The following is a 3,328-nucleotide window of genomic DNA, read 5'->3' as shown; positions in this document are numbered from 1 at the left end:
GCCGCCCCGGGCCCGTACCACCCCCCCCCCCACGCCCCCCCCCCCCACCCCGCCGCCCGTGGCCCCCGCCCCCCCGGCCGGGGCCGCGCCGCCGGCCCGGGGCGAGGCCGATCCGGTTGTCGCGGACGCCCGCGACCGGGCCGCCGACGCCGCCGGCCTTCTCCTGGACCAGGCCCACGCCGACACCACCCGCCTCCTGGGCGATGCCGAGGCATGTGCGGTTGCACTGGCCGAGGACGCCCGCCGTGAGGCCGAGGCGCTCCGCACGCATGCGGAGGCGATGGCCCGGCAGGTGCTGGACGAGGTCGTCGAGGAGTCCGGCCGGCGTCTGGCCGAGGCGGCCGGTGATGCCGTCGCCGTGAAGGAGCAGGGGCGCACGGAGGCCGAGCAGCTGCACACCGAGGCCCGCGCGCATGTGGCCCGCCAGCGCGCCGAGGCCGCCGTCGCCGCCAACAAGATCGAGGCCCAGGCGAAGGACCAGGCCGGGCAGATCGTCGCCGCGGCGCGTGAGGAGGCCGAGGAGATCCTGACCCGGGCCCGCGCGGAGGCGGACAGCATCACCCAGGCCGCCACCGAGTCCGCAGACCAGATGGCCCGCGAAGCGGCAGAGGCGGCCCGCGCCCGGCTGCAGAGCGCGGCGGCAGAGGCGGCCGGGCAGGTCGCAGCAGCCGAGCGGCGCTCCGGCGAGATCCTGGCCGCTGCCGAGAAGGACGCCGCCGAAGTCGAGGGCCGGGCCGAGGCCGAAGCGGCGCGCCTGCGCGAGCGGGCCGAGGCCGAGGCCTCCCAGCTCCGCGAGGACGCGGGGCGGGAACAGGAAGCGGCCCGGCAGTCGGCGGCGCGGGTGCGGAAGCTGGCCGAGGAGGACATCGCCCGGCTGAAGGCGACGGCGGCCGAGGACGCCGAGCGCCTCACCCGTCATGCCCGGGATGAGGCCGACCGCATCCTCGCCAAGGCGGGCACCCAGAAGGACACCGATTTGAAGGAGGCCGCCGAGGTCCTGGCCCGCGCCCGGGTGAGGGAGGCCGACGCCGAGGTCACGCTCAAAGCCGCACACGACAAGGCGGCGGAGGCCGAGGAGCGGATGCGGCGGGCCCTGGACCGTACTGAGCGGCGTGTCGAGCGCAAGCGGCTGAAGACCGAGGCACGCGATCAGCGCCGCGAGTCCCGTGATGCCCGTACGGCAAAGACCCGGGAGCTGCGGGCCGCCGCCCCGGCCGGGGAGCCGACCCCGGCGGAGCGGCTGAAGAAGTTCGTGCTCGTCAACGCGGAGAGGCTGCTGGTGATCCTGCCGATCACCGCGCCGATGGCGGTCGCCTGGACCGGGCAGGCCGGATTCGCCAAGGACATCCTCGGCTGGGAAGCGCCCTGGACGGTCCTGTTCGCGGCCGCGTTCGAACTGTCCACCGCCTTCGTGGGCTGGATGTACCACCAGGCCCGCAAGGACGGCGACGCCGGCACCCTGTACCGGGCAGCCACCTGGATCTTCGCCATGGGCGCCGCGCTGATGAACTTCTGGCACGCCTCCGGGGTGCCGCAGCCGGGCACCCGGGTCTGGGACGCGGCGGCCCGCCAGTTCGTCCAGGAGGTCACCTACTGGCACTTCACCCCCAAGGCCATGGCGTTCGCCACGATGTCGATCGTCGGCATGGCCCTGTGGGAGCTCTACGCAACCCTGCTCCACCGCCGCACACTCCGCGCCGGCGGCAAGGTCGCCCAGGCCCGCCCCTCGATCGGCATGGTGCGCTGGCTGCGCTACCCGCGCCACGCGTTCACCGCCTGGTCCCTCGCGATCACCGACGCGTCCCTGACGACCCTGAACCACACCTGGTACGCCGCCGAACGCGAACTCACCCACCGGAAGAACCTGCGCTCCGCACGCCGGGGTTCGCCGCTCCCGGCAACCTACCGGGTTCTCCCGCTGAACGGTTCACCGAACCCGGGCCAGGTTCCGAACCTCTTCGTGAACCTAGTCCGAACCGACCTACCGAACCAGGCGAACGGTGAGCTGAACCCGAACCGCCCCGCTCTCCCCCCGCCGCCGAACCCGAACCACTCCGGCGCGAACCACCGGTTCGGCAACAAGGGAACCCCCCTTCCCCCCGGCGCACCACGAACCAGCGGTGCCCCGGACAACGGGCGGGTTCCGAACCAGCAGAACGCGAACAGCGAACCGGACCGGAACGGAACCGCGAACCTCACCAAGCGTTCCCAGCGACAGGCCGAACAGGTCGAACAGGTTCTGAACCTCATCGACGAACTCGGCTACGACAACGTCAAACTCCCGCTCGTCCAAGAGCGAACCGGCATGACCAAGACCACCGCCTACCACCGCCTCAACGACGCCCGCGACGCCTACAACCAGCGCGCAGCGGGCTGAGCCGAACCCGGGTTCGCGAACCAGAAGCGCAGGTTCGCGAACCCGCCGCCGCCCTCCGAACGTCCTGACCGCGCATGGCCGCACCCAGCTCCCCGCCCCTGCCGCCCGGCTCTTCCACCGGGCCGGCCGGGGCGGGGCTCTGGTAGCGGGCCACGGCCGTCAGGCCGGCCAGCCGCTCCCGGCCCGCTTTCTCAGGGCCCGGCCGGGAGCGGCCCTACTCCCGAAGGAGCCTCACCAGTGTCCGACATCAGCACGAAGGCACCGCCCGAGCCCACCACGGTGGTGGCCGACCCGGACGGGCAGACCACCCCGATCGAGATCACCCTCAACCAGACCCCCGCCGACGACACCAGCAAGGACAGCGGTGGCAAGGCATCCCGTGCTCCGGTCCGGGCACTGCCGCTGGCCCTGTTCGGCACCGAGGCTGCCGCCACCAGCGGGGCCGCCCTGTACAGGGCGGCCGGAACCCTCGGCCTGGTGACCGCTGCCGGAGTGGTGGCCGGTGGCGGAGCCCTCGCCGCCGTGGTCGCCGCCCGCCGCGCCGCCCGCAACGGCACCCTCGGCAGCGGTCGCGGCGGTCGCGGCGGCCGTGGGGGCGGTAGCGGTTTCGGCGCAGGCCGCGGTGGCGGTCAGCGCTCGGCGCTCGGCAGCACCGGCCGCTCCGGATCGAAGCTCCGCAGTTCCGCCCCCGGTGCTTCCGGCGGCCGGGGCCAGGGGCGCGGCGGCCCCGCAGGACGAGGCGGCGGCGTTCCCTCGCCCCGAGCCGGGACCGGCCGGGGCGTATCGCTGACGAAGTCTCCCCGACCCAACGCGGGTGCGGGATCCACCCGTTCAGGGCTGCGCAGCAGCGGCCTGGGCGGCGCTGGAGGCGCCCGCACGGGTGCTGGTGCCTCCGGGGGCCTGGGAGGCCGCCGGAGCGGTCCTGGCGGGTCCGGAAAGGGCGGTCTGCTG

Annotated in this window: 1 protein-coding gene and 1 pseudogene; both read left to right on the top strand. The window is 74.5% G+C overall.

Annotation, left to right across the window (positions count from 1 at the left end):
- Positions 1-58: 58 nt before the first annotated feature.
- On the top strand, positions 59-2,377 hold the full coding sequence (locus tag ABZ371_RS30610) for a hypothetical protein (protein ID WP_358685757.1): 2,319 nt from the start codon (positions 59-61) through the stop codon (positions 2,375-2,377).
- Positions 2,378-2,614: 237 nt separating this feature from the next.
- Positions 2,615-3,328, top strand: a pseudogene (locus ABZ371_RS30605) (hypothetical protein); the annotation flags it as partial.

Source organism: Streptomyces sp. NPDC005899 (genome assembly GCF_040629645.1).
Lineage (GTDB): Bacteria > Actinomycetota > Actinomycetes > Streptomycetales > Streptomycetaceae > Streptomyces.
Note: the sequence above shows the minus strand (reverse complement) of the source record. Positions and strands in the feature narration are given on the sequence as shown.